We start from the raw sequence: 25,299 nt of genomic DNA, 5'->3' as shown, positions 1-25,299 counted from the left end.
GGATGTCAGGGGGAATCGGATTCCAGTCCCAGGGCGCCCAGGCACATCTGGTCGAGGGTGCTCAGCAGTGCCTCTTCGTCCGCCGCCTCCCCCTGGATCAGCCAGAGGTAGAGGGTGTGATCGACCATCGCGGACATCGCGCGGGCGGCGAGTACCGGGTCGAGCGACTGCCGGACGAGTCCCTCCTGTTGCCAGCGGGCGATCGCCCGGGAAGTCCGTTCGATGAGCTGGGAGCGGTGCTCGTGGCGCAATTCCCGGAACTCGTCGTTGATGGTCGCGACCTGCTCGACGATCGCCATCAGCCGTGCATTGCGCCGATAGGCCTTGTAGTACGAGCGATTCGCCGCGACGAGCCGTGCCGCGGGGGACAGGTCGGGATCGGTCGGTTCGCGGCGGTGTACATCCTCGAACAGGCGGGTGCTCAGTTCGCGGAAGATGTGTTCCTTCGACTCGAAATACCGATAGAAGGTGCCATAAGCGACGTTGGCCTCCTGGGTGATCTGCTCGACCCGGGTGTCGGGGAATCCGACGGTCTCGAATACGGTGCGCGCCGCGTCGAGCAGGGCGTCACGAGTCTTCCGCCCCCGCGCCGTGAGGGTCTCGACCGGCGCGGGTACGGACGGGGTGTTGACAGATGACTTGGCCACGGTCAGACTATCCCCGAAGGTGACATGACTGTCAAGTCATCTCGTACCCCTTGTTCTCTGATTCTCTCCGTTTCCTGCCCGGATTTCTCCGAATCAGTGCCCGAAAGGATTGCAGTGACCACATCGAATTCGAAGTTCGAACTCCGCGGGATCAATCACCTCGCCCTCGTCTGCTCCGACATGAAGCGGACGATCGACTTCTACTCGGGAACCCTCGGCATGCCCCTGGTGAAGACGGTCGAGCTGCCCGGGGGACTCGGCCAGCACTTCTTCTTCGACTGCGGGGGAGGCAACACCCTCGCGTTCTTCTGGCTCGAGGACGCACCCGATGCCGCCCCCGGCGTTGCGGCGCCGAAGGGCCGCCCCGACGAGGGGGAACTCGCCAGTGCGGTCGGATCGATGAACCACGTGGCCTTCGCTGTCCCACCGGAACTGTTCGGCGAGTACCGCGCCCGGCTGCAAGCGGACGGTGTCGAGGTCAGCCGCGTCCTCAACCACGACGACAGCCCGTCCGGCGTAGCCAAGGAGGTGCACGACGGCACCTTCGTCCGATCGTTCTACTTCCAGGATCCGGACGGCGTCCTCCTCGAATTTGCCTGCTGGACGCGCGAGTTCACTCCGGAAGACGTCGTGCACGAGCCGAAGACCGCGGCCGACCGCCGCACGACCGGCGCCTCCTGACCGACGGCCGAAAGGACAATCGACATGCCCCGCCTCCGTGAAGTCCCTCGTGCCGAGGTGACCGACGAAAAGATCCTCTTCTTCTACGACCGGCTGTTCGGCGCCGACAAGGACCCCGCCGTCGACCACGGCACCATTCATGCCACGCCGGGCGACTGGTGGACGGTGTTCGCACAGTCTCCGGCCGTGTTCCGGCATGCCGTACGGGGCTTCGCGTTGTACCGCAACGCAGGTCTCGACCCGCTGCTGCGCGAGCTCGGTCAGGGCAGGGCCGGGTACGCGCGCGGGAGCCAGTTCGTGTTCTCCCAGCACTGCAAGCAGATGCGTTCTCTCGGGATGTCCGAAGAGAAGATCGCTGCCCTCCCGCACTGGCAGATCAGCGACCGGTTCTCGGAGCTCGAGCGCGCCGTGCTCGCCTACACAGACGGGCTCGTCCTCGGTGGCGGCCGGGTGCCCGACGAGGTGTTCGCCCTGCTCCGGGCTCACCTGTCCGACCAGGAGATCATGGAACTCACCTACATCACGTGCATGTACGACATGCACGCTACGATCTGCCGCGCGCTGAAGCTCGAGTTCGACGACAGACCCGAACCGGTCGAGGAGGTCCGGATCCCGGACGGCGTCCATGTCTCCGACCTCTCCGCCGATCTGGCCGGCGAGTAGCGGCCGTTGCATCATGCGCGCTGCGGTTCTCTCGCGCCCTTCGTCGGACCGGTTGTGGGTTGTTCGACGGCGCAACCGGTCCGGCGGCGCCGCGCACCGCGAGGCGGTGAGCGGGTCGTCGTCGGGATCTCGGACGAACAGCATGCCGCCGTCGATGAGCACGGATTGGCCCGTCATGTAGTTCGAGTCGGGGGCCGGCCGGGTAGAAGACGAAGGCTGCCACGTCCTCACCGGTGGAGACGCGACGACCGAGGGTGATGCCCTCGGCCATGGCCTTCATCGACTCACCCTCACCGACATCGTTGATCGCGCCGAGCCCGGTGCGGCCGCTCGGGGTCTTCCGGTCCTCAGCCGTTCGCCGCATCGGCGAACCCGAGCACCACCTTCAGCACCACGTGCAGCGCGGGATTGGTGTCGTCACGCCGCCACGCCACGCGTAGGTCGACGTCGGGGGTCGACTCGTCGAGCGGAACGAAGACGACATGGGGATCGGTGACGTTGCTCGCCACGGACGCCAACGTCAGGTGGCACCCGACCTCGGCGCTGACCAGCGCCAGGGCGGTCTGCGTATCGGGGGCGACCTGGACGACGTCGGCGACGAACCCGCCCGCGTGCGCGAGCCGCCGCAACCGGTCGGGAAGCACCGCACCCTCGTGCGGCGGGAGGGAGACGAAGCTTTCCGCGGCAAGCTGGGCAATCGACAACCGGCGCGCGCCGGCCAGCGGGTGGGTGTCGGGCAGCGCGACGACGAGGGAGTCCGGCATCGCTGGCCCGGTTCGGCTTCAACGAGTTTGCCAACAAGAAGCTCGTGAGAAACCCCGGGGGAAAGAAGTAACCGGGCGCGTCGACGGCAAGACTGCCGTGCGTCCGAGGGTGCAGTGCGGTCGCTGACGAAGGTGGAGTGAGCGACCGTCACTGCCCGGGCGGCGGACCTGCCGGGCGGCCACCGGCGGGGCCGCCTCCCATCCCGCCCTGCGGCGGCGCATCGGACTGGACGTTCGCCGACTTCTCGGCGACACCGACCGTGATGTCGACGGCGTAGCCGGTGTCGATGCTGCCGGTGACGGTCGCGAGTTCGGCGTCCCAGCCGTCGCCGAAGACGTTGTCGGAGTCGAGGCTGATCTGCGCCAGGTTGCGGGTGCTCTGCGCGTATCCGTCGGCGCCGGCGTACACCGTCTCGCACACGTCCTGGGGGAGGGCGATCTGCGAGGTCAGCCGCGCGTTGTCGCCGGCGACGGCGACCTCGACGGAGTCGTACACCTCGAAGTGGATGTGCGGCCAGCGCCCCGAGTAGCAGGCCGGGAAGATCGAGGTGAACGAGACGGTGCCGTCGGCGTCGGCGACCTGCACGCCGCGCAGATAGTTCTGGTCCGTCAGACCGTCGCTGTAGAGGGAGTACTGCCCGTCGCGGTCGCAGTGCCACAGGTAGACGGCCATGCCCTGGCCGGGGCCGCAGCCGGCGGCGAGATCCTGCAGGTGCAGGGTGATAATGGTCGGCACGCCCGCGGCGGTGCCGGTGTAGTCACCGAAGCTGGTGGTGATGTCCTTGCGGACGATTCCCGACTCGATCAGGATGTTGGGCCCGTTCGATCCGTCGCCGGGGTACGGGCCGGCCGTCTCCTGTGGTGCGGCGGCGACGCACTCGCCCGCGGCGGTCGCGGAGGTCGTCGAAGCGGCGGTGGTGGTGGCCGACGCGGATGCCGAGGTGGACGTCGACCCGCCCGTCGAGCACGCAGCGAGGGCCGCGGTGCCGGCCGCGCCGAAGACGGCCAGCATCCGCCGGCGCGACAGCATCGTCCTCATGTCGTGGGCCAGGCCCAGGTCGTGTTCGTGGAGTTCGGGGTCGGTGGGAACGCGACGCGCCCGGCGTGAACTCATTGCGGTGTCCTCTCGGCTCGGTTCGGTGGGGTTCACGCTACGAAGGGAAGCTCGGGAAACACCGGACGGATGCTGGGAACTTGCTGGCAGCCGGCCTCGGGTGGATCCGTCCTTCGGTCGTCGAGCCCGGCTCGCGCCGCGCGGGCGCGGGTAGGATGCGAAATGTCGGCGCTCCCGCTGATTCCCGATCGCCACGACATGAGGAATGCGATGTACTCGTACAAGGTTGTCGAGGTCCGCGAGAAGATGCTCGGCGGGAAGATGTCCGGTGACAAGCTCGAGGATCTGCTCAACGAGCACGCCCGGCAGGGGTGGCGCCTGAAGGCCATCACCTCCGCCGAGATCAAGGGCCGCGTCGGCCCGGGCGGGGTCGAGGGGCTGCTCGTCACCTTCGAACGCGAGGGCTGACGGGCGCGGTTGGCCCGACTCGTCCGTCGCCGCGACTCGAACAACGCGGCATCGGGGACACTGTCGTGGCCGCGCCTCCCCGCGTCCCCTGTGCCGACGACGTCCCGGCTCTCGGCTTCCTGCAGGTTTCGCCACGCGAAAGCGAGACCCCACGACCGACGGTCGTGGGATCTCGCTTTCATCGGAGCCGACGTGTGAGAGCTGCCCGGTGCAGATCTCCGATCAGTGCTGAAGCGCCAGGGGCTCCTTGACCTTCAGTGGTTCCACCCTCCCCATGACGAACAAGTAGTTTGCTGCCCCCAGCAGTGCCACTGCGCCGATCACCGCGAGCGGGGCGACGTAGGACCCGGTGCTGTCGACGAGGACGCCGATGACGAGCGGCGTGAAGATACCCGCGAGATTCGACGCGAAGTTCTGGATTCCGCCGATCGACCCGACATGCTTCGAACTGGGTGCGACGTCCGCCGGAAGCGACCAGATTCCGGTAGCGGCGACGGTCAGGCTGGAGTACGCAAGAGACAAGAGCGCCAACGCCATCCACGCCTCGGGGACGACTGCGGCGAACATGATGACCGATCCGCCGACCAGGCCTCCGGCGATCTGGGTCTTGCGAACCCGGGTGACCGAGTGTCCCCGACGTACCGCGCGGTCGGCGGCGAATCCACCGAGCCATCCGCACGCCACCGCGCACACACCCGGCAGCGCGCCGAACATTCCGAGCTTCAGGAGATCGAATCCCCTCTCGCTGACGAGGTAGCTGGGGAAGAAGGTGATGAAGAAGTAGATCGCGCTGTTCAGGCAGAAGAAGCCGAACATCATGCTCAGGATGGTGCGGTACCGGAACAGCGACCGCCAGGGTAGCTTCGCGGCGTCCGCGTCGTCACTGCCGGCACCGCGTGCGCCGCCGCTCTCGATATGCGCGAGTTCGGCGGTACCGACCCGCGGGTGATCCTGAGGGGCCCGATAGATCTTCCACCAGGCGAAGGCCCATACGACACCCAGAGCGCCGATGATGATGAAGACGCCGTGCCAGGTGGTGAAGGAGATGATGAGCGTGACGATCGGAAGGGCGATCACCGCGCCGACGCGCGAGCCGGAGTCCCAGATGCTCGTAGCGAAGGCGCGCTCGCTCTTCGGGAACCAGGTGGCGACCACCTTGGCGGACGTACTCGGTGCCGGGCTCTCACCCACTCCGAGCAGGAAACGGACCGCGAAGAGCGAACCGAATCCCCGCGCGAAGGACGTGGCCATGGTGCAGACCGACCACCAGAGGGCGGCGATGGTGAACGATCGCCGGGGGCCGACCTTGTCGACATACCAGCCGGCGGCGAGCTGGCACACGTCGTAGGCCCAGAAGAAAGCCGCGAAGATCATGCCCTGCTGGGTGGCGGTGAGATGGAAATCCTCGCCCATGAACGGCAGCGCGACGCTCAGGCTCGACCGGTCGAGGTAGTTGATACTGAGGCCGACGAATGCGAGCCAGATGATGGCCCATCGCATTCGAGTCATGGTCCGAGGTGCTTTCACTTCGGAGTCACTTCCTACTGCAGTACTCATGGGGGTTCTCCCTGACATGACCATTGTTTCCTCGAATCCTCGAACATGAGGCAGGTGGGGTGAGGTCGATCGCGGCACGGGATCGTATAGGAACACCGGCGATCGTATAGGCCACATGGAATCAGGTGACTGCCGTCACTGTCAAGCGGGCCGGGGAGGGGCAACCCGGCACCTCGGAGCTTCCCGTTCCGGTCGCGAAAGGGCGCCGGCGGAATCGACGCGTCGAGGAAACGCCTGGATCGTCGGCGTCCGACCTCGTCTCCCCTGGGACGTCGCGCTAACCGACGATGTGCGCCTTCTGCGTCCGTGCGGTCTCGGAGGCATCCAGGGGTGGCATGTTGCCGTCGAAGGCCTGCGCGAATCGCGTGAAGGAGTTGCGAATGTGGTCGGCCATGGCCTGCTCGGCGGTCTGCGGCTCGCAGGCACGGATGGCATCCCAGATCTGCCGGTGTTCGGCGACGGTGACCGACCCGTCGACGTCCGCGGGATAGAGCCGGAAGATGTGCAGGTGGCAGTGGGTCTGGACGAATGCGTGCTGGACCACTGGGTTGCCGGCCGCACCGAGGATGGTGTCGTGGAAGCGGGTGTCGTGGGCGACGAGGTCCTGACGCAGGTCGCCGCCCTCTTCGACGCGGCGCTCGAAGGATTCGAGCTCCCGGTCCAGGGCCCTGCTCGGGTTCGTGAGCCGATCCACCGCCGCGGATCGTGCTGCCCAGGGCTCGACGAGCAGTCGGAACTCGAAGAGGGATCGGAGTTCGGGAAGGTCGAGCAGGGGGGTGGTGCTGTACCCGCGGCCGGGGCTGTAGACGACCAGGTTGTCCCCCTCGAGCCGCTGCAACGCTTCTCGGACCGGCGTCTGTGAGACGCCCAGGTCGCGCGCGATGGCATCGATGTTCATTCGGGTGCCCGGCGGAATCTCGCTGGCCACGATGGAGTCCCGCAGCTTCGAATAGACCTCGCCGGCAGCTACTTTCGGCTGAACTCTCGGGGCGTCGGACGTATCGCGCCGGGCCATGACCATCTCTCTCCACTTCTCGGCCCGCTGTGGCGGTGCGGCAGGTGGCGGGCGCTCGGACATGCCGACTGTATACGCCCCGGTCCTCTTCGCCGTCGACCAGCCTCGGGGCCCCTCTCGGGCCCCGGCGGGGTGACCGATCCATCTCCGGCGGCTTGACGCGGACCACACTGCCTATATGATTGCGGCGATTCCTATACGATTCACGGAAGTGAGTGCCATGTCTCACCTCGTCTCCATCACGACCGACGATGTCCGGTTCCCGACGTCGCTGGAACTGGACGGTTCGGATGCGGTCAACGTCGACCCGGACTACTCGGCCGCCTATGTCACGATCCGCACGGATGCCGGCGACGAAGGGCACGGCTTCGTCTTCACCTGTGGTCGGGGCAACGATGTCGTCACCCATGCCATCGACACCTACGCCCAGCTGCTGATCGGCCGGAACACCGAGGAACTGATCTTCGATCTCGGCGCCGCATCCAAACGTCTCGTCCACGACTCGCAACTGCGGTGGCTGGGCCCGGAGAAGGGCGTCAGCCAGATGGCCTGCGGCGCTCTGATCAACGCGCTGTGGGATATTCGGGCCCGTCGCGAAGGCAAGCCGCTCTGGTTGCTGCTGAGCACCATGTCCCCGGAGGAGATCGTCGACGTCGTCGACTTCACGCACATCCGCGACTCCCTCGATCCGGCTCGGGCCCTCGACCTCCTCCAGCGCGGCAGCATCGGCAAGGCGGACCGCATCGCCGCACTCCAGGCCGGCGGCTACCCCGCTTACACGACGTCACCGGGGTGGCTGGGATACAGCGACGAGAAACTCGTGCGTCTCAGCAAGGAGGCAGCCGCCGACGGCTTCTCCATGATCAAGCTCAAGGTCGGCGGGAGCGTCGAGGACGACCTTCGTCGCCTGGCCCTCGCCCGCGAGGCCGTCGGTGACCTGCCGATCGCGATCGACGCCAACCAACGGTGGGAGGTCTCCGAGGCCATCGATCGGGTGAACGAGTTCGCGCAGTTCGACCCGTACTGGATCGAGGAGCCGACCAGCACCGACGACATCCTCGGCCACGCCGACATCCGTAAGGGTGTCGCCCCGACGCGGGTCGCGACCGGCGAGGCTGTCGCGAACCGTATCGTCTTCAAGCAGCTGCTGCAGGCCCAGGCCATCGACGTGCTCCAACTGGACTCCACCCGCGTTGCCGGAGTGAACGAGAACATCGCCGTCATGCTGCTGGCCGCCCGCTTCGGGGTGCCGGTGTGCCCGCACGCCGGCGGAGTCGGGCTCTGCGAACTCGTTCAGCACTTCTCGTTCTTCGACTACGCAGCCGTCAGTGGCTCCCAGGAGGGACGCATGATCGAGTACGTCGACCACCTGCACGAGCACTTCGCGGAACCCGTCCGGATCGTCGGGGGACGTTACGCCGCGCCGGCCCTGCCGGGTATCGGCGCGGAGATGCTGGCCGCGTCGCGCGAACGCTGGGTCTTTCCCGCCGGCCCCGGCTGGCGAGAGGTGAACGGACGCGCGGCCACCACGAAGACCGGAGTGGAGGTGGCGCCGTGAACACGACCGTCGAGGAACTGAACCGGAAGGTCGAAGCGGCCCACGCGGCATTTCAGAAGGCCCGGACGGTCCCCCCGGACACCCGCGCCGGCTGGCTCGAGGCCGTCGCCGAGGGGCTGGAGGGCGACGCTCCGGCCCTGGTCGACATCGCTGCGCGGGAAACCGGTCTGGGGCTCGACCGGCTTCAGGGCGAACTACGGCGCAGTACTTTCCAGCTCCGGTTGTTCGCCGACGAGGTCCGCCGCGGCGAGCATCTCGACGCCGTCATCGACCATGCCGACGACTCGTGGGGGATGGGGCCGCGGCCGGACATCCGCCGTGTCAACGTGCCGCTGGGCGTCGTCGGTGTCTTCGGTGCGTCGAACTTCCCCTTCGCGTTCAGCGTGATGGGTGGCGACAGCGCCTCGGCGCTGGCCGCCGGATGCGCTGTCGTCCACAAGGCCCACGACGGGCACCTCGAGCTCGCCGCACGCACCGCAGACGTCGTGGTCGCCGCACTCGAGGCCGCCGGAGCCCCTGCCGGTCTCTTCGGGCTCGTGACCGGCAGACCCGCAGCAGAGGCGCTGGTGGATCACCCGCTGGTCAAGGCTGTCGGCTTCACGGGTTCGACCGGTGGCGGCCGCGCCCTGTTCGACCGCGCGGCGGCACGCCCCGAGCCCATTCCCTTCTACGGCGAACTCGGTGGAATCAACGCGGTGTTCGTCACCGAGAACGCGTGGAACAGCCGCCGCGAAGACATTCTCACCGGCTACGCGCAGTCCTTCACTCTCGGCATGGGGCAGTTCTGCACCAAGCCGGGGCTGCTGTTCGTGCCGGCGGGTGACACCGGATCCGTTGCGGCTGTGCTGGCGCACGCCCTCGACCGCTTCGAGCCGACCGTGCTCCTCAACGCTCGCCTCCACGACGGATACCGCGAGGCGGTGACGCGGGTCCGGGCCGCCGCCGGCGTCGAGGTACTCGTCGAAGGCGACTTCGCGGCGATGCCGTCGCCGATGGTGCTGCGCACCACGGCCGCGAACGTACGCGCACATCCGGAACTCCTGCGACAGGAGATGTTCGGGCCGGCGAGCCTGATCGTCGAGTACGCCGGTGAATCGGAACTGGTCGGTCTGGCACGCCTCCTGGAAGGCCAGCTCACGACGACTGTGCAGGCCGAAGCCGCCGACGACGTCACCGAACTGGCCGCCGTGCTCGTCGACATCAGCGGTCGGGTGCTCTGGAACGGCTGGCCCACAGGCGTGACCGTCAGCTACGCCCAGCACCACGGCGGACCGTACCCCGCGACGACATCGACGACCACCTCCGTGGGCACCGCCGCCATCTCCCGGTTCCTCCGACCGGTCGCGTACCAGTCCTTTCCCACATCGCGTCTGCCCGAGGCGTTGCAGGACGAGAACCCGTGGGGGATCGCACAGCGGATCGACGGCGAGTGGCACCGTCCGGCAAGGCCGGGAGCGCAGCGATGACACACGCTCACGTCCTGCCCGAGGACGCCGACCGGGCGCGGCTGATCGGGCGCGTGTGGGACGTCGAGACGGGCGGCCCCCGCGTCGTCGCCGTGCGGGACGGGGGTGTCTTCGATCTCCATGCAGTCGCCGGAACCGTGTCCGAACTGCTCGAGTCGTCCACCGTCCTCGCCGACGTCGACAGCGTGACGGCGCAGTCGCCACCCCGCTGGCAGGTCTCCGATCTCGTTGATGCCTCCCTCGTGCAGGATCCGGCCCGTCCGCACCTCCTGGCCCCGATCGACCTGCAGGTCGTGAAGGCCTGTGGGGTGACCTTCGTCGAGAGCATGATCGAGCGCATCATCGAAGAACGCACGGCCGGGAACCCGGATCGCGCCGCCGAGGTGCGGGCCTCGATCGGACGAACCCTCGGCGGCGGCATCGCCGCCTTGCGGCCGGGCTCACCCGAGGCCGCCGCGACCAAGCGGATCCTGCTCGACGAGGGTTTGTGGTCCCAGTATCTGGAGGTGGGGATCGGTCCCGATCCCGAGGTCTTCACGAAGGCTCCGGTGCTGTCCTCGGTCGGGGTCGGAGCGAAGATCGGCATCCCGTCGTTCTCGTCGTGGAACAATCCCGAGCCCGAACTGGTGCTGATCGTGAACTCGGTCGGCACCGTGGCCGGCGCCACGCTCGGCAACGATGTGAACCTGCGCGACGTCGAGGGCCGCAGCGCCCTGCTGCTCGGAAAGGCGAAGGACAACAACGCCTCGAGTGCGCTCGGTCCCTTCATCCGGTTGTTCGACGGGGACTTCGGTCTCGAGACGGTCCGCAACGAGGAGATCCGGCTTCGCGTGGACGGTCCCGACGGATTCAGGATGGAGGGCGTCAACAACCTCGCCCGCATCAGCCGGCCGTTCGAGGAACTGGTCGCCGCAACAATGGGCGATCACCACCAGTACCCCGACGGCTTCGCCCTCTTCACCGGAACGCTCTTCGCCCCTGTCGCCGATCGCGAGGAGCCCGGGCAGGGCTTCACCCACAAGATCGGCGATGTCGTCACCATCCGTAGCGCACATCTCGGTGCGCTGATCAACGAGGTGGGGGCCACAGAATCCCTGCCCGCATGGTCCTTCGGGCTGCGCCAGCTGTTCGACTACCTGCACACCCACCCGGCCACACCTGCGCCGGTCGCTGCCACCACCGCATAGACCGCGCGCCGGCCACGGGACCGGACCGCCGAGCGGCGTAGTGGACCCTCCTCCTACGCCGCTCGGTGTCTCGTCGCATCCCCCACTCGACGCCCGATCAGGAGCTGGTCATGACCGAATCCACCCGGCACGGCATCGCGCCGCACCACATCGTCGACCATCTCGCCGCGGCCGGTGTCGGTTGCGGAGATGCCGTTCTCGTCTGTATCGGGGACCGCCGGACCCGCGAGGCGGTCATCGACAACGCCAACTCGGCCGGGCACGCAGTCCTCGTCCCGCTCGTCGCACCCGACCGGCCCGGCATCGGAGACCTCGCAGTCGCAGTGGGCGCAGCCGCCGTCGTCACCGACAGGTCCGTGCCGCTCCCCCTCCACCCACGCGCTCTGCTCGCGTCGACCCCGCCCCCATCCGGAGCCGCCTCGCCCCCATCCGAGGACATCCTCGGGTGGGGGGTGAGCATGCATCGGCGTTGGATTCTGCATCCGGTCCCGCAGTGCCGGGCTTTCGTCTGGTGCCGCATCCCGGCCGGCTGGCATGTCGACCCGAGTACCGTCGGTCGTCCCCCGCGATGGGCGCAACGGCGCTCGGCCTCCGGCTCGCCCGGCCACCCTGGAGGATCGCTGTGACTTCCGGCAACGCATCACTGCGCATGACGGTGCTCATGACCCCCGACATGGCCAACTTCTCCGGCAACGTCCACGGCGGCAGTCTCCTCGAACTTCTCGACCAGGTCGCCTACGCCTGCGCCAGCCGCTACGCCGGTACCTACGTCGTCACCCTCTCCGTCGACCGGGTTCTCTTCCGCGACGCAATTCACGTCGGAGAACTGGTCACCTTCTCGGCGTCGGTCAACTACACCGGACGGACCTCGATGGAAATCGGGATCCGGGTCGACACCGAGAACATCCGAAGCGGAACACGTCGCCACACCAACAGCTCGTACTTCACCATGGTCGCCGTGGACGACACCGGTGAACCCGTTGCCGTGCCCCCCTTCACACCGAATACGGACGTCACGCGAGATCGTTACGAGGCGGCTCGGCTCCGCCGACAGGCCCAGTACGCCGCGTTCGCCTCCCCGCACTCCGTCCCCCTCGACGAGCTGTCCGAGACGACACGCAACGGTTGACCTCCGAGGCGCACTATCCCCCTGTGAGGACAGCGGCGAACGCACGGCACGAATCGATCCGAGGTGGGCCGTGGGGGAACAGTCACGGCGGGGGCACGGGTTCGAACGCTCCGAGGTGCGCTCCGATCTGATAGCACGCCAGGACGAAGGCGGGTGCGGGAACGGACGGGGATTCGACGCGCGACCCGTAGAGGGCGACCACCAGCTCGAGTCCCGGTGAGACGAACAGCATCTGGCCGTGGATTCCGGTGGCCGTGTAGGAGCCGAACGGGTCGTCGAGCACCCACCAGTAGTCGCGGTACGACAGCGTCGACCGTGAGTCCGGTGACGCATTCGGTGGCCGCACACGCGCGCCGGGACCGGTGGGTACGCGGGCCCCGAGGCCTGTGACCACCGCGGCCGGCAGCGCCTGCCGGCCACCCAGCGCACCGCCGCAACGCAGCACCTCGCCGAGCCGGGCGACGTCGCGCAACGTGGCGCAGAACCCGCCGCTCGCCATCTCGGTGCCGTCGGAATCGAGGACGAAGTAGCCGTCCTCCTCGGCGCCGATGCGGGACCACACCAGCTCGCCGACGAGGTCGGCGAGCGTGGTTCCGGTGGCCCGGCGGAGCACCTCCGCGACCATTTCGACATTCCCGTTCTCGTAACGGAATTCCGCGCCGGCCGGACCGGTCGCCCGGGCCGTCGCCAGGTGCTCGCGGATCGAGCCCGGCCCCGTGTATCCGAAGGGGCGCGCGGACCAGCTCACCGCGGCGAGCAGGCGCTGCGCCTCGGCGCGACGGTGGTAGATCCGGCCGCTGTACGACACCCGGGTGCTCATGTGCAGCAGGTCGTCGACGCGTGCGTCACCGAACGCGGTGCCTGCCGCTTCGGGTACGTAGCGCGAGGCCGGGTGCCGCCGATCGACGACGCCGTCGTGCACGAGAATCGCGGCTGCCAGGCCGACGACGGACTTCGTCATCGAGGTGGTCAGGTGCGGATCGTGTGCCGCGAAGCCCGGCCGGTGGTACTCGTGGACGACGTGACCCCGATGCACCACCGCGATGCCGTCGGTGTCGGACGTCTCCAGCATCCGCTTGAAGGTCTCCGGCCGTCCTCGGAGCCGTTCGATGGGAAGCCCGGAAAGGTCGGTCGGTGCGGCGGGCAACTCCCACACGCCGCCGCGGCCGCGCCACACGCGCCGGGTGGGCATCGTCTCGCGGCGAGACGTCAGGTACCGGCGCACGTCGGCGGGATCGGTCAGGCCACGAGCCCACGTGAGATCCGGACCGGTGCGCATCGACGGGGCCGCTTCCATTCCGCGGTGCGCGGTCACACCGCACCGGCCGTGGCGTCGTCCGCGGTGCCGGTCGTCCCGACCCGGGTCAGACGACGCGCATCGTGGGCGGGGCGGATGGCTGCGATGGCATACACGCCGCACGCGATCATGACGACGGCGGCGAGGGTGAACGCGGTGCCGTATCCGGCCACGACCGTGGCGCCGCCGTCGACGATCCGGCCGGTCAGGTACGGGGCGACGAGCCCGGGCAGGGTGCCGGTGGCGGCGAGGATGCCGAAGACGGCGCCGCGCTTGGCCGGTGGCACGACCGCAGCCGCCGTCATGTAGTGGAGCGGGAACGCGACGGCCGAGCCGCTGAACGCGATCACGATGAGCACGAGGCGGATTGCGGACGCGTCCGCGAGCGGGACGAGCACCATCGCGAGGCCCGCGATCGTCACGGCGACGCCCTGCAAGGCCCCGTGCGCCCAGCGCACCGACAGTCCCCTGCGCAGGAGCAGGTCGGACAGCGGGGAGATGGTGAGCAGCAGGACGAGGCTCGTGCCGGAGATCGCGCTGATCACGCCGGCGACGTCCGCAGGACCGAATTGCATTGTGGAGTGCAGGTATTCGGGGAGCCATGCCGAGTTGACCGCCATCGCCCAGTGGCCGCCGAATGCGCTCGCCGCGCTGCCGAGGAACGTGCCGCTCACCAGGATCTTCCAGATCTTCGGATTGCCGGCCGCGCCCGACGGGCCGGCCGCGGCGCCGTGCCCGTGCCGGGTGTCGCGGTCGAACGGGCCGTCTTTGCCGATCGCGAGCCAGGCGATGCCCCACAGCCCGCTCACGACGGCCAGTGCGATGAACGCGGCCCGCCATCCGTGATCGCTGATGAGCCACGTCAGGACGGGGGCGGCGATGAGGACTCCCAGGGCGGCACCGCTGATCTGCAGGGCCGACGGCAACCCGCGCTTGTGCGCCGGGAACCACTTGTACAGGGCGTGCATCGACATCGGCGTGGCCGGGCCCTCGGCGGCGCCGAGGAGCACGCGTCCCGCCACCAGGGCCGGGACCGTGGCGACCAGCAGCACCGGAATCTGCGCGACCGTCCACATCATGGCCATCGAGAACAGCAGGAGCCGGCTGGAGACCCGGGCGGAGACGAAGCCGACGACGATGCCCGCGATGCTGTAGAGCAGGTAGAACGAGCTGGCGATCAGTCCGAACATGCTGCGGTCGATCCGGAACTCGTTCATGATCGGTACCGCCGCGAGACCGAGCACGGCCTTGTCGCCGAAGTTGATGATCATGAAGAAGACGATCATCACGAGGACGGCGAGGGCACGTCGACGGCTGTACCCGGGTGGGTTCACCTCCGGCGCCGTGGTCGCCGGGCTGGGGGTTCGAATTGTCGCCATGCATCCTCCTCGGCTCGTCCCGATCCTCGATCGGTGGCCACGTCGTCTGGGAATCCGATCGGCACCGGGCCCGCGTTCGTCGTCGGTGGCCCGACGGAAGGGCGGCGCATTCCGGTCGATCGTCACGAGAAGTCGAAGTCGTACACCGTCCCGTGTTGCACTCAGCCTACTGTGACGGACGCCATAACGCAAGGGCGGTGTCAGTGAAATATGTTAGAGGACAACATAATTCGACTGTGCTGTAGCTCGCGGGGTGACGATCGGAAATGCCGGGTCGAACCCGCCGCGCAGGTCGAACGGCACCCGCCACGCGGCAGCGTCACCCGAGATCGTGACGTGCCCGGCGGCCTCGGCGTCGGCCGCGGTGAGTGCCCCGAGCACCAGTCGCGCCAGCACCGGCCGCGACAGTGCGACGGTGGCATCCACGTCGCCGCGCTGCGGACGACGGCTGTGGACGAGCACACCGTGGCGGACCAGGACGAAGATCCGCCCGTCGCCGTCCACATCGAGCGCCATATGGGCGTCGCATCCGGCGGCCGCGGTTCCGTCGAGCCGGACCGCCAGGTGATCGAGCAGCATCTCGGTGGTCATCGCCGTGAGCATGTCGCCCCGCGCCCCGCCGCCCCCGGCGTAGGTGACGCCCGAGCGCAGTTCCTGGGCACCCGTCAGGTAGAAGTTCCGCCACGAGGCCGCCTCCGCCTGATATCCGAGCTGCTCGAAGGCGTCGGCCTGCAGGGCCCGCGCGTCCTCGTTCCCCGGGTCGGTGAAGACGACCCGGCCGACCACCTCGGCGACCCACCGGTAGTCGCCGGCGTCGAACGACGCCCGTGCCTTGCGGAGGACCTCGTCCGCACCGCCCATGAACTCCACGTACCGCGCCGCCGCCGCGGCGGGCGGGTGGGGGTGCAGGTTCGCCGGGTTGGCGTCGAACCAGCCCAGATACTTCTGGTAGACCGCCTTGACGTTGTGTTCGAGGGTTCCGTAGTAGCCGCGGTTGGACCAGTAGGTCGCCAGGGCGGGCGGAAGCTCGAGTCTCTCCGCGATCTCGGCCGCGTTCAGCCCGCGCGCCGCCCACCGCAGCGTCTCGTCGTGGATGAAGCGGTACAGGTCGCGCTGCTTCTCCATGAATTCGCGGATCGCCTCGCGCCCCCATACCGGCCAGTGATGGCTGATGAACAGCACATCGGCCCGGTCGCCGAAGAGGTCGAGGGCGTCCCGGATGTAGTTGCTCCACGCTGCGGCGTCGCGCACCTGAGCGCCGCGCAGGGTGTAGAGGTTGTGCATGTTGTGCGAGACGTTCTCTGCCATGCACAACGCCCGCAGGTCGGGAAGGAAGAAGTTCATCTCCGCCGGAGCCTCGCTGTCCGGGGTGTACTGGAAGACGATCCGCACCCCGTCGAGCACCATCTCGGTACCGGTCTCGGCGACCAGGTCGGTGGGAGCGAGCAGCGTCGGTGCACCGTTGGCGAGTGCGGCTCCGAGCCCGACCGAGACGACACCCCGGTCGTCCGCCGGCAGGAGCGAGCCGTACATGTACTGTGCGCGCCGCTTCATCGCGTTGCCGGCGTGGACGTTCTCGCTGACGGTGTGTTCCATGAAGCCCGACGGCGCGACGATCCGCACCGCACCGCGCGCCACCTCGTGGCCGGACACGACGCCCTTGACCCCACCGAAATGGTCGGTGTGGCTGTGGGTGTAGACGATCGCGCGGATCGGCTTGTCCCCGAGGTGTTCTCGTACGAGTCGCATGCCGGCGGCGGCGGTCTCCGGGGTGAGCAGCGGATCGATCACCAGGTATCCGGTGTCTCCCTCGACGATCGTCATGTTCGCGATGTCGAAACCCCGGATCTGGTGGATGCGATCGGTGACCCGGAACAGGCCGTGCCGCACGGTGAGTTGCGCCTGCCGCCACAGGCTGGGGTTGACGGTGTCGGGGCAGTCGCCGCCGAGGAAGTCGTACCGGGTCAGATCCCACACCACCCGGCCGTTCTCGGCGCGGATCACCGGCGGGTCGATCGTGGCGACGAATCCGCGGCGGGCGTCGTCGAAGGAACGCCGGTCGGCGAAGTCCAGTGTGCTCAGCACGGCCCGGTTGGCCGCCGCGGTGGCGGGGGTGGCCGCCTTCGGCCTCGACAGTGGGCTGGTCATGCCGCTTCCTTTCCGCGCGCCGGCTGAGCGAGCAACTGCTTGGCGATCCCGTTCTTCTGGATCTCGGACGACCCGGTGAGGACGCGGAACATGCGCAGCCGCCGGAACAGCCATTCGACCTCGGCGCCGCGGACCATGCCCGCCTTGCCGTGGATCTGCACGGCCTCGTCGGCGATGCGGAAGGCGTGCTCGGCGACGAACAGCTTGCACATGAACGCCTCGACGCGCGGCGGTGTGCCGGCGTCGAGCGCGGCGAGGGCGTCGTAGGTCATGCTCCGGGCCGCGTAGTAGTCGGTGGCCATGTCGGCGATCTTGTGCTGGATCGACTGCAACGCCGCCAGGGGTGCGCCCTGCACGTGCCGCGTCTTCGCGAAGTCGACGGTCAGGTGCAGCGCGCGTCGCGCGCTGCCCAGCACCGTCGGGCAGTGCAGCAGCCGGTTGACGGTCACGCGCCCCAGCCCGATTCGCAGACCGTCGCCGACGGAGCCGAGCAGTTGCTCGGGCCCGACGTAGCAGTCGTCGAGGATGATGTCGCTCTCCACGTGCTGGCCCGACATCGGCAGGTCACCGTCGACGACGGTGCAGCCGGGGGAGTCGAGATCGACGAGGAAGGCCGAATAGACCTCCGGGTCGGTGTCACCGGCGGGGGCCATTCGCGCGACGAGCACGGAGAAGTCGGCGAACGGGCCGGCGGAGGAGAACACCTTGCGGCCGGTCAGCCGCCAGCCGTCCCCGTCGGGGGTGGCGATGGTGCGCATCCGTCGTACGTCGGATCCCGCGTCCTCCTCGGTGAGCGAGAAGCAGCACGCCCGCTCGCCGCGCAGCACCGGCATCAGGTACTTCTCGAGCTGGTGGTCCGTGGCCACGCCGAAGATCGACCCGACGCGGAGCGGCCCGCCCATGTCACCGAGGACCGAGTGGGCGAGGATCCGGCCGCTGGCCCCCACTTCCTCCTTGAGGACGGCGAGTTCGGTGTAGGACAGGCCCTGACCGCCGAGGGCCGGCGGCAGATGGATTCCGTAGAACCCGAGTTCACGGCTGCGCCGCCACACCGGTTCGAGTTGCTCTCGGGTATAGCGGGTTTCCGGTCCCAGGCCGAGTCGTTGTTCGTACTCGGCGAGTTCGCCGTCGAGGTAGTCCCGCAGGCGCGGAACCAGCGTCGCGAGCCGCGGGTGGTCGTCGTAGGACGGGGTGAGGGTGAACGACATGGGGGTCCTTGTCAGTGAACGCGGCGCTCGGCGCCGGACCAGTAGGAGTCGCGCACGGCGCGGCGGTCGACCTTGCCGTTGCGGTTGATCGGAAGGGACTCGACGAAGTCCACCGAGCGTGGTTTCTTCATCCCGGCGAGCCGCTGGGCGCAGTGGCCGATCAGTGCGGCTTCCGTCGGCCCGGTGCCGGTGCGCGGCACGACGACGGCCTTCACGGCCTCGCCCCACCGCTCGTCGGGGACGCCGACGACGCAGACCTCGGACACGTCGGGGTGCTCGTACAGGGCAGCCTCGACCTCGCTGCAGTAGATGTTGAACCCGCCGGAGATGATCATGTCCTTCTTGCGGTCGACGATGAACAGATACCCGTCCTCCCGCAGGCGCCCGATGTCGCCCGTGTGGACCCACCCGTCGCGGAAGGTCTCCGCCGACAATTCCGGTTCGTGCCAGTACTCGCGTACGCAGTCCGGCCCGCGCACGACGATCTCGCCGAGTTCGCCTGCCGGCACGGGCCGGCCTTCGTCGTCGACCACCCGGACTTCGGTGTCGAACACCGCGCGTCCGCACGACAGCAGGAGCTCGGGGTCGGAGTCGATTCCTCGCTCCACGTCATCCGGAGTGAGAACCGTTACCCCACTGGTGGTTTCGGCCTGTCCGTAACCCTGGGCGACGACCGGTCCGAACAGGTCGACGGCGTCACGCAGGCGTTGCGGGGAGACGGGCGCGCCACCGATCCGCACGCATCTGAGGCTCGAGTAGTCGGTGGTGGTGGCCTCCGGGTGGTCGAGCACCAGGTTGAGCATGGTGGGCACCATGAACGTCGAGGTGATGCGCTCGGACTCGAGGGTGCGCAGGAACCGCCCGGTGTCCCAGTGCGGCAGGATCACGACGGTCGATCCGCGGGAGAGGGAGGCGAGCAGGCCCATGCCCGAGGCGTGGGTGATCGGGCCGGGTGCGAGGTAGCGCTCGCCGACACCGAGCGAGCTGTCCGGAGTCATCAGGCGCTTGCGCATGTTGGCCAGGCGGTTGCCGTGAGTCTGCACCGCGGCCTTGAGTTTTCCGGTCGAGCCGGAGGTGAAGTTCAGGACCGCGGGAACCTCGGGGTCGACCTCGATCGCCACCGGGCGATCGTCGCCCTCGGCCAGCAGGTCGCTGTAGCGCACCGCGCCGTCGCAGCTGTCGTCGTAGTCGACGACCGTGCAGTCCGCCCCCGTGTCGGCGACGATCTTCAGCGCGGCCTCGGCGTGCTCGGCGTCGACGAACAGCATGCGCACGGCCGCGTCCCGTAGGACGTGGGCGACCTCGGCGGCGCCGAGTCGCGCGTTGATCGGCACGCGGAGCAGTCCGGCCTTGCACAGGGCCATCTCGGTCTCCACCAGCTGCGGGCGGTTACCGGCGAAGGTGGCGACCGCCTGCGCCGGTTCGAGTCCGCGCCCGAGCAGTGCCGAGGCGAGCCGGTTGGTGGAGTCCTCCAGGCGGCGGTACGTCCAGCGCTCGTCGCCGCACACCACGGCTTCGTGGTCGGGCCAGTACGTACTGCTGCGGCTCAGATAGATGCCGAGGTTCATTTCCGCTCCTTCGCGGACAGAGTGACTGTTATTGGACACGATGTATTGAACTGGTGTCCGTGTCAAGACTTGCGCTAGCATGGGCGTCCTGGTACCGGGAAGGGAGCCGGCAATGGCAACGGAAGACCGCCGGGTGCGTCGCACCAAGCGACTGCTGCGCGATGCGCTCGTGACGCTCGTGCTCGAGCGCGGCTACGGCGCCGTCACCGTCGAGGACATCGCCGAACGGGCCGACCTCAGCCGCGCCACCTTCTACGGGCACTACACCGACAAGGACGACCTGTTCGGGCGGATCGTCGCGGATCTGATCGCGGAGTTGAACGAACGCCTGCGCCCGCTCGTCACGGACTCGTCGGCCGGGTTCACCGGCAAGCCGGTCCTGGAGATGTTCCGCCACGCCGCCGAGGAACGCGACGTGTACCGGGTGATCCTGCGCGGGGAGGGCGACGGCCGTGCGCTGCGGGAGTTCATGGACGACCGCAGCGAGGTCGTCGCCCGGATCTTCCGCAAGCGCGCGGACGCCCACGGGGTGACCCCGCGCATCGACGTCGACGTTCTCGCCCGGGCCTGGGTCGGCGAGCAGATTTCCGTGCTGCGCTGGTGGATCGAGTCGGATCCGCCCGTGCTTCCCCTCGAGGACGTCACGGAAATGCTGCTGGAACTGTCCCTGCGCGGCCGGTACTGGGCGAACGGCTTCGACGGACCGCCGCCCGGGGCCGGATCCTGACGGTCGCCGATCAGCGCGGCGCGGCGGGCGACAGGCCGGCGAGCACGTACCGCCGCACGTAGCGCAGCACGGCGGCGGCGTCGTCGGGGTCGAGGGTGTTGCCCGGCACGGTGGCGAGGCTGATGAGCGAGCGCGCCACCCACTCGGCGGCCTCGACGGGATCGGCGTCGTCACGGACCTCCCCGCGTTCGATCGCCGCGACGACGAACTCGAGCCAGAACGCCGCGAGATCGGGAACCAGTTCGCGCACCCCCGCGCCGGCGCACGCCTCGAACTCCTCCGGCTCGGTGGCGCGCAGCCGGAGCGGCAGCGCGCCCGGGTCGTCGTAGGTGGCCCGGCCGATCCGGACGCCTGCCGCGAGCTGTTCGTCGAAGGAGCCGTACCCGGCGAGCGCCGCTCGGGCGTCGGCCCAGTACGCCGCGTCGAGCCGGACGATCACGCTGCCGACCAGGCTCGCCTTGTCCGGGAAGTGCCGGTACAGCCAGGCCCGGGACACGCCGGCCGCCTCGGCCACCTCGGCCATCGTGGTCGCCCGGATTCCCTTGGCGCGCAGCGAGTCCTCCGTCGCGGCGAGCAGTCGCTCGCGGACGCTTCCGGGTTTCGTCTCGGTGGGCACGCGCTGTTCCTCTCGGCCGGCGGACCGCGCGGCCCGCGAGCCGACCCTACGCGCAGTAGACACTTTCCGGAATGTGTGTACACCCGCTGTGAACATGTTCTACATTGTGGTCGTCGTCACCGGACGCGCTCGCGCCGGAGATCGGACCGGCTCACCGGATGGCCGGAACCTGCACACGAGGAGCTGCGACATGCCGGCACCGACCACCGCCGTCATCGGCGCGGGAATCAGCGGTCTGACCGCGGGCAAGATGCTCGGGGACTACGGAGTGCCCTACACGTGCTTCGAGTCGTCGGACCGGCTCGGCGGCAACTGGGCGTTCGGCAATCCCAACGGGCACAGCAGCGCCTACCGCTCGCTGCACATCGACACGTCCAAGCATCAGCTCTCGTTCAAGGACTTCCCGATGCCGGAGTCCTTCCCCGACTTCCCACATCACACCCAGATCAAGCAGTACCTCGACGGATACGCCGCGGCGTTCGACCTCGAGTCACGGATCGAGTTCCGCAACGGTGTCGTGCATGCCCGCCGGAACGCGGACGGCCGGTGGGAACTCGACACCGAGGACGGGCGTACCCGGTACTTCGACTTCCTCGTCGTGGCGAACGGTCACCACTGGGATCCACGGATCCCGGACTTTCCGGGCGAGTTCACGGGCATGTCCCTCCACTCGCACCGGTACGTCGATCCGCGCACGCCGATCGACTTCTCGGACAAGCGCATTCTCGTCGTCGGGATCGGCAACAGTGCCGCCGACATCGCGGTGGAACTGTCGTCCAAGGCGCTCGGCAACGAGGTCACCCTGTCCACCCGCTCGAGCGCCTGGATCGTGCCGAAGTACATCGCGGGCCGTCCGGCCGACAAGTACTACCGGACCAGCCCCCACCTTCCGCTCTCCTGGCAGCGCAAGCTCGCCCAGCTCGGGCAGCCCGTCATCGCCGGGCGTCCCGAGCGGTACGGCCTGCCCACGCCCAACCACAAGTTCTTCGAGGCCCACCCCACCCAATCGGTGGAACTGCCGCTGCGCCTCGGTTCCGGCGACGTCGTCGCCAAGCCGAACATCCGCCTACTCGACGGCGCGACCGTGCACTTCGAGGACGGCACCTCGTCGGACTTCGACATCGTCGTCTACGCCACCGGCTACAACATCACCTTCCCGTTCTTCGACGAGGACTTCGTCAGCGCGCCCGGTAACCACATCCCGCTCTACAAGCGGATCTTCAAGCCCGGCATCGACAACCTCGCCTTCGTCGGGTTCGCACAGGCCACGCCTACCCTGTTTCCGTTCGTCGAATGCCAGGCCCGGCTCGTCGCGGCCCACGTGATCGGGCGGTACCGGCTGCCGTCGGTGGACGAGATGGAGCGGGTGATCGAAGCAGATCAGCGCAAGTACACCGGGCACATGCTCGACCGGCCCCGGCACACCCAGCAGGTCGACTACTTCCTCTACGAACACGACCTGCGGGTACACGAACTACCCGCCGGCAGGAAACGGGCGCTTGCGCACCGGTAGTCGCGTCCACCCGACCGACCTCCCCGAGGAGGTATCCGAATGACACACCGACACAAGACCTTCCGATCCGGTGACGCGCTCTGCGACGCCTGGCACTTCCCCGGGCAGGGCGAGGCGTTCGCCGGTGACGGCGGCCGCCCGGTCGTCGTGATGGCGCACGGGCTCGGCGGCACCAAGGATTCCGGCCTCCAGGCGTTCGCGGAGCGGCTCGCCGCGGCAGGTCTCGACGTCCTCGCCTTCGACTACCGGGGATTCGGCGCGTCCGGTGGTGCGCCGCGTCAACGGGTCGACCTGCGCGGCCAGGCGGACGACTACCGGGCCGCCCTGTGCGCCGCCGCCCGCCTCGACGGGGCCGACCCGAATCGCCTGATCCTGTGGGGTGTGTCGCTGGCGGGTGGACATGTGCTCTCGGTGGGGGCACACCGCCGGGACGTCGCGGCCGTCGTCGCCCTCACACCGCTGGTCGACGGCCCCGCCGCGGGTCTGCTGGCGGCGCGGCACCATTCGATGCCGTCGATGCTGCGGTCCACCGCGATCGGAACCCGCAGCCGAGTCGCGGCCCTGAGAGGCCTTCCCCCCGTAACGATTCCGATCGTGGGCCGCCCCGGCGAGACCGCGGCACTGACCCTGGACGGGTATTTCGAGGACTACACGGCACTCGCCGGCCCGACGTGGCGCAACGAGATCGACGCAGGTGTCGCGCTCGAACTCGGTACCTACCGGCCGGGCAAGGACGCCGCCGGACTGCGGTGCCCGCTGCTCGTCCAGATCGCCGACTTCGACCGCAGTGCACCCCCGCACGCCGCCGCGGTCGCCGCCGCCCGGGGACGGGCCGAGGTCCGCCACTACCCGTGCGACCACTTCGACGTCTGGCCGGGGCGCGACTGGTTCGATGCCGCGGTCGCCCATCAGATCTCGTTCCTGTCCCGGCACCTCGGTGCCGGGAGCCCGCCCGCCGGGAGTCCCCGGCACGCCGGCACCGCCGGGAGTCCCCGGCACGACGACGCCGCTCCCACGACGACGAGGTAGACCGATGGCAGAGACCGTCCAGCAAGCCCTCCGTGAGCGATGCGACCAGGACACCACCGCAGTCGTGTACGGCGACAGGACATGGACGTGGCGCGAGCACCTCGGCCGCGCATCCGCCCAGGCCGCGGCCCTGCTGGGCGTGGCGGACCCGGACCGCCCGATGCACGTGGGCACCCTGCTCGGCAACACTCCCGACATGCTCGAGGCCATGGCGGCGGCCGGACTCGGCGGCTACGTCCTGTGCGGCATCAACACCACCCGCCGCGGCGACGGCCTGGCCCGCGACATCCGGCGCGCCGACTGCCAGATCGTCGTCACCGACCCGGAACACCGGCCCCTGCTGGCCGGGCTCGACCTGCCGGGGGTGCGGATCCTCGACACGTCGTCGCGGGAGTGGGCCGACCTGCTCGCCGGGGCCGGTGTCCTGCACCCGCACCGCGAGGTCGAGGCCATGGACACCTTCATGATGATCTTCACGTCGGGCACGAGCGGCGATCCCAAACCGGTCCGCGTCGCCCACCTGATGGTGCTGTTCGCGGGTCAGAACCTCATCGGTCGGTTCGGTATCGCCGACACCGACGTCTGCTACTTGTCGATGCCGCTGTTCCATTCCAACGCCGTCCTCGCCGGCTGGAGCGTGGGCATCGGCAGCGGCGCCGCCATGGTCCCGGCCGTCTTCTCGGCGTCCCGGTTCCTCGACGACATCCGCCGCTGCGGCGCGACCTACATGAACTACGTCGGCAAGCCTCTCGCCTACGTGCTCGCGACCCCCGAGCGGCCCGATGACCGGGACAACCCGCTGCGCGTGGCATTCGGCAACGAGGCCACCGATCGCGACATCGAGGAGTTCGCACGCCGGTTCGACTGCACGGTATGGGACGGCTTCGGCTCCACCGAGAACGCCGTCATCGTCACCCGCGAGCCCGGCACGCCGCGCGGATCGATCGGCAAGGGCCTCGACGGCGTCGCCGTCTACAACTCCGCCACCGTCACCGAGTGCCCCGCCGCGGAGTTCGACGCCGCCGGTGCCCTGATCAACGCGGACGAGGCGATCGGCGAACTGGTCAACACCCACGGCGCCGGGTTCTTCTCCGGGTACTACAACGACCAGGAGGCCACCGACGAGCGACTCCGCCACGGCATGTTCTGGTCCGGCGACCTCGCGTACAAGGACGCCGACGGGTGGATCTACCTGGCGGGCCGCACCGCGGACTGGATGCGCGTCGACGGCGAGAACCTCGCCACCGCTCCCATCGAACGGATCCTGCAGCGCCTGCCCGCCCTGAACCGCGTTGCCGTCTACGCGGTGCCGGACGATCACGTCGGCGACCAGGTGATGGCCGCGATGGTTCTGCAGGACGCTGCCGAACTGACCCCCGAGATGTTCGAGGAGTTCCTCGCCGCCCAGCCGGACCTGTCGCCGAAGGCGTGGCCCCGCTACGTGCGCATCGCTGCCGACCTGCCCGGTACCGCTACGAACAAGATCCTCAAACGCGAACTGGTGCAACAGGGCCCGACTCCCGGCGGCGGCGTGCTGTGGTCCCGCCGCGACCGTCGCGCGACGGGCACGACATCGGGGGAGGAGGGCGGCTACGTCGTGACCGGGTGAGCCGGGGGAGAGGCCG

23 protein-coding genes are annotated in these 25,299 nt (G+C 68.8%); 12 read left to right on the top strand and 11 right to left on the bottom strand.

All coding sequences use genetic code 11. The annotated features are described in order from the left end of the window. Positions 1-5: 5 nt before the first annotated feature. Positions 6-647, bottom strand: a complete 642-nt coding sequence (locus tag HFP48_RS22355) for a TetR/AcrR family transcriptional regulator (RefSeq protein WP_006935221.1) — start codon at positions 645-647, stop codon at positions 6-8. Between the two features lie 114 nt (positions 648-761). Here HFP48_RS22355 and HFP48_RS22350 point away from each other — a divergent pair, with 114 nt between their 5' ends. Next, entirely contained in the window at positions 762-1,328 is a 567-nt protein-coding gene (locus HFP48_RS22350; RefSeq protein ID WP_006935222.1) for a VOC family protein, read from the top strand. 24 nt (positions 1,329-1,352) lie between these two features. Next, the gene (locus HFP48_RS22345) at positions 1,353-1,991 is read left to right on the top strand and encodes a carboxymuconolactone decarboxylase family protein (RefSeq protein WP_006935223.1); all 639 of its coding nucleotides are present in this window, start codon (positions 1,353-1,355) and stop codon (positions 1,989-1,991) included. A 347-nt stretch (positions 1,992-2,338) separates the two neighbouring features. Here HFP48_RS22345 and HFP48_RS22335 read toward each other — a convergent pair whose 3' ends face one another. Together HFP48_RS22335 and HFP48_RS22330 are read right to left on the bottom strand one after the other, a co-directional pair. Continuing rightward, complete coding sequence (locus HFP48_RS22335; protein WP_006935224.1) at positions 2,339-2,755, bottom strand: LysR family substrate-binding domain-containing protein; 417 nt, start codon at positions 2,753-2,755, stop codon at positions 2,339-2,341. A 148-nt stretch (positions 2,756-2,903) separates the two neighbouring features. Further along, positions 2,904-3,869 carry an intradiol ring-cleavage dioxygenase gene (locus tag HFP48_RS22330; protein WP_168580069.1) on the bottom strand — a complete coding sequence of 322 codons (966 nt, stop codon included), beginning with the start codon at positions 3,867-3,869 and terminating at the stop codon, positions 2,904-2,906. A gap of 210 nt (positions 3,870-4,079) precedes the next feature. On the opposite strand from HFP48_RS22330, the gene HFP48_RS22325 reads away from it, so the two are divergent. Further along, positions 4,080-4,277 carry a DUF4177 domain-containing protein gene (locus HFP48_RS22325; protein ID WP_006935226.1) on the top strand — a complete coding sequence of 66 codons (198 nt, stop codon included), beginning with the start codon at positions 4,080-4,082 and terminating at the stop codon, positions 4,275-4,277. A 222-nt stretch (positions 4,278-4,499) separates the two neighbouring features. Here HFP48_RS22325 and HFP48_RS22320 read toward each other — a convergent pair whose 3' ends face one another. Together HFP48_RS22320 and HFP48_RS22315 are read right to left on the bottom strand one after the other, a co-directional pair. Then, on the bottom strand, positions 4,500-5,777 hold the full coding sequence (locus HFP48_RS22320) for an MFS transporter (protein ID WP_238406164.1): 1,278 nt from the start codon (positions 5,775-5,777) through the stop codon (positions 4,500-4,502). A 334-nt stretch (positions 5,778-6,111) separates the two neighbouring features. After that, positions 6,112-6,912 carry a GntR family transcriptional regulator gene (locus HFP48_RS22315; RefSeq protein ID WP_231385949.1) on the bottom strand — a complete coding sequence of 267 codons (801 nt, stop codon included), beginning with the start codon at positions 6,910-6,912 and terminating at the stop codon, positions 6,112-6,114. Positions 6,913-7,069: 157 nt separating this feature from the next. Between HFP48_RS22315 and HFP48_RS22310 the strand changes: the two genes are divergently transcribed. From HFP48_RS22310 to HFP48_RS22290, 5 genes are all read left to right on the top strand, one after another. After that, complete coding sequence (locus tag HFP48_RS22310) at positions 7,070-8,407, top strand: enolase C-terminal domain-like protein (protein WP_161994835.1); 1,338 nt, start codon at positions 7,070-7,072, stop codon at positions 8,405-8,407. Beyond that, the gene (locus HFP48_RS22305) at positions 8,404-9,873 is read left to right on the top strand and encodes an aldehyde dehydrogenase (NADP(+)) (protein WP_168580068.1); all 1,470 of its coding nucleotides are present in this window, start codon (positions 8,404-8,406) and stop codon (positions 9,871-9,873) included. The genes HFP48_RS22310 and HFP48_RS22305 overlap by 4 nt, the downstream gene beginning before the upstream one ends. Beyond that, the gene (locus tag HFP48_RS22300; protein WP_037201980.1) at positions 9,870-11,060 is read left to right on the top strand and encodes a fumarylacetoacetate hydrolase family protein; all 1,191 of its coding nucleotides are present in this window, start codon (positions 9,870-9,872) and stop codon (positions 11,058-11,060) included. Before HFP48_RS22305 ends, HFP48_RS22300 begins: the two co-directional genes overlap by 4 nt. 110 nt (positions 11,061-11,170) lie before the next feature. After that, positions 11,171-11,686, top strand: coding sequence for a hypothetical protein (locus HFP48_RS22295; protein WP_006935240.1), 516 nt, complete (start codon positions 11,171-11,173; stop codon positions 11,684-11,686). Continuing rightward, entirely contained in the window at positions 11,683-12,189 is a 507-nt protein-coding gene (locus HFP48_RS22290) for an acyl-CoA thioesterase (protein ID WP_029545853.1), read from the top strand. Before HFP48_RS22295 ends, HFP48_RS22290 begins: the two co-directional genes overlap by 4 nt. An 82-nt stretch (positions 12,190-12,271) precedes the next feature. Here HFP48_RS22290 and HFP48_RS22285 read toward each other — a convergent pair whose 3' ends face one another. The 5 genes from HFP48_RS22285 to HFP48_RS22265 all read right to left on the bottom strand — a co-directional run bounded on the left by HFP48_RS22285 (position 12,272) and on the right by HFP48_RS22265 (position 19,789). After that, positions 12,272-13,468, bottom strand: a complete 1,197-nt coding sequence (locus HFP48_RS22285; protein ID WP_168580067.1) for a serine hydrolase — start codon at positions 13,466-13,468, stop codon at positions 12,272-12,274. A gap of 32 nt (positions 13,469-13,500) precedes the next feature. Beyond that, the gene (locus HFP48_RS22280) at positions 13,501-14,865 is read right to left on the bottom strand and encodes an MFS transporter (protein ID WP_043798483.1); all 1,365 of its coding nucleotides are present in this window, start codon (positions 14,863-14,865) and stop codon (positions 13,501-13,503) included. A gap of 213 nt (positions 14,866-15,078) precedes the next feature. Beyond that, positions 15,079-17,013: an alkyl sulfatase dimerization domain-containing protein gene (locus HFP48_RS22275; RefSeq protein WP_168580066.1), complete on the bottom strand. Its 1,935-nt coding sequence runs from the start codon at positions 17,011-17,013 to the stop codon at positions 15,079-15,081. Further along, on the bottom strand, positions 17,010-18,221 hold the full coding sequence (locus HFP48_RS22270) for an acyl-CoA dehydrogenase family protein (RefSeq protein WP_006935246.1): 1,212 nt from the start codon (positions 18,219-18,221) through the stop codon (positions 17,010-17,012). The genes HFP48_RS22275 and HFP48_RS22270 overlap by 4 nt, the downstream gene beginning before the upstream one ends. Positions 18,222-18,232: 11 nt before the next feature. Continuing rightward, a complete protein-coding gene (locus HFP48_RS22265) occupies positions 18,233-19,789 on the bottom strand; it encodes a long-chain fatty acid--CoA ligase (protein WP_168580065.1) in 1,557 nt (518 codons plus the stop codon). Positions 19,790-19,901: 112 nt separating this feature from the next. Here HFP48_RS22265 and HFP48_RS22260 point away from each other — a divergent pair, with 112 nt between their 5' ends. After that, complete coding sequence (locus tag HFP48_RS22260; protein WP_029545845.1) at positions 19,902-20,516, top strand: TetR/AcrR family transcriptional regulator; 615 nt, start codon at positions 19,902-19,904, stop codon at positions 20,514-20,516. A 10-nt stretch (positions 20,517-20,526) separates the two neighbouring features. Here HFP48_RS22260 and HFP48_RS22255 read toward each other — a convergent pair whose 3' ends face one another. Then, positions 20,527-21,132, bottom strand: a complete 606-nt coding sequence (locus tag HFP48_RS22255; RefSeq protein WP_050035843.1) for a TetR/AcrR family transcriptional regulator — start codon at positions 21,130-21,132, stop codon at positions 20,527-20,529. Between the two features lie 190 nt (positions 21,133-21,322). Between HFP48_RS22255 and HFP48_RS22250 the strand changes: the two genes are divergently transcribed. From HFP48_RS22250 to fadD1, 3 genes are read left to right on the top strand one after another with little or no spacing between them, the layout of a single operon-like run. Further along, positions 21,323-22,645, top strand: a complete 1,323-nt coding sequence (locus HFP48_RS22250; RefSeq protein WP_065922119.1) for an NAD(P)-binding domain-containing protein — start codon at positions 21,323-21,325, stop codon at positions 22,643-22,645. 39 nt (positions 22,646-22,684) lie between these two features. Then, positions 22,685-23,674: an alpha/beta hydrolase gene (locus HFP48_RS22245; protein WP_168580064.1), complete on the top strand. Its 990-nt coding sequence runs from the start codon at positions 22,685-22,687 to the stop codon at positions 23,672-23,674. A gap of 4 nt (positions 23,675-23,678) precedes the next feature. Continuing rightward, complete coding sequence (fadD1, locus tag HFP48_RS22240; RefSeq protein WP_168580063.1) at positions 23,679-25,283, top strand: fatty-acid--CoA ligase FadD1; 1,605 nt, start codon at positions 23,679-23,681, stop codon at positions 25,281-25,283. Positions 25,284-25,299 lie beyond the last annotated feature (16 nt).

It is taken from the genome of Rhodococcus sp. DMU1 (genome assembly GCF_012272955.1).
Lineage (GTDB): Bacteria > Actinomycetota > Actinomycetes > Mycobacteriales > Mycobacteriaceae > Rhodococcus > Rhodococcus aetherivorans.
This window is presented reverse-complemented; position numbering and strand designations above follow the sequence as displayed.